This is a genomic window from Streptomyces sp. NPDC005070, from assembly GCF_053600395.1.
The window spans coordinates 1-1,391 of the sequence record NZ_JBSFZS010000515.1 but is presented as its reverse complement, the minus strand read 5'-3'; the positions used below and the strand labels follow the sequence as shown (position 1 = coordinate 1,391).

Below are 1,391 nucleotides of genomic sequence, written 5' to 3'. Positions count from 1 at the left end.
GAACTCCGTGGAGCCGTCGTATCCGTCCAGCCAGGGCTGCATGGCGGTGTAGACGCGCAGGGAGGTCTGTTCGGCCACGTAGGCGAACAGGTCGAGCTTGCCCTCGAAGTACTGGAACAGCGAGCCCTTGGCCACGCCGGCCTCGCGGGCGATGACGTTGAGGCTTCCGGTGGAGTAGCCGTGGGTGCCGAACTCGTCCATGGCGGCGACCAGGACCCGTTCGCGCCGCACCGGTGACAGGCGGGTCCAGGTGGAAGTGGGCATGCGTGCTCCTGCCGATGACCGGGCGGTCATGTGACCGCCCGGTCATCGTGGGGCGGGCTGCGAGAAGTGTCAACTCGTCTGACACAAAAGACAGTTGGGATCTTCCGGAGCCGCAGCACTCCCCTCGCTCCGTTCATGGCGATGGATGCGGCTGCTGTCCGGGCCTCACTTCAGCGGAGTCGTTCAGGCGCTCGGCACGATCATGTACCGGAGGTCGCCGCGCCCCCGCCCCCAAGGGAACAGATCTTGGGGGCATCCGGACCGGGGGGCGGCAAACGATCTTTGGGCAGGCCGATGCCAGGGAGGGATCCGCTGCCGCGGTCCGACTCGGCAGGAGCGGCTGGTCCTTGGGCGTCTGCCGGCCGCCCGGGACGAGGACGCTGACGCGCTCGTCGGCGGTCATGCGCGGCAGTGGCCGAGCCGAGCCGGCGCTTCAGGGTGGCCCCCCGACACGGCACCACCGTGCGGGCACGCTGGGTTAGGGCAAGGGGTTGGCGCCCAGGATGACCTGCCATCCGGAGGCTGACGTGCCCGTCATGAGTCGCTGGACGCCATCTCCTCGGAGAGCCACGAGGGCGGTGAGGCCGGTGTCGAGTTCTGCCACTCGATGCCCGTAGACGACGGCATGCGTCATCGTCAGGTCGATCGCTTGTACTGAAGCGCTGAGCCGGTTGAAGCGGGCACCGCGACGAACCGGTCCCCGCAGGCAGCGCACGCTGACAGTGGCCTTTTCGAAGGAGGCGACGATGACCCGGTCAATCTGCAGTTCTACGCTGCTACGAACGCTGCCGGGGCTAGGGATCTCGCTCACACGGCTGCCCCCTCTCACTCGACCAGGACGCCGTTCTCGAACCGGGTGCCGCTGAGCACAGGCGCGCCTTCCCGACCCGCGCTGCGAACGCGGGCCTACTCGGTGACCATCACAGGATCATTCGGAAGGTACGCCCTCCGCGTCCCTCCCAGCGCTGATCCACAGGTCTTGAGCATTGCTCCCGTGGGAAGCCGTCGGCTGGGCTGGTGCGTTGAAGTGTCCTCGCTGACCATGCCCAGAGCATCACATCGGTGCCACGAGCAAGGCCCGCGTAATGCCTGATCGTTACGGACTCCAAAGGCGAAACCATCAGCTC

General features: G+C 67.1%; 2 protein-coding genes. Both read right to left on the bottom strand.

The features are described from left to right. On the bottom strand, nucleotides 1–264 hold a 264-nt coding region (locus ACWEBX_RS40735; protein ID WP_451889726.1), incomplete at its 3' end, for a TetR/AcrR family transcriptional regulator. Nucleotides 265–742: 478 nt separating this feature from the next. After that, nucleotides 743–1,075, bottom strand: a complete 333-nt coding sequence (locus ACWEBX_RS40730) for a hypothetical protein (protein WP_451889725.1) — start codon at nucleotides 1,073–1,075, stop codon at nucleotides 743–745. Nucleotides 1,076–1,391: the final 316 nt, after the last annotated feature.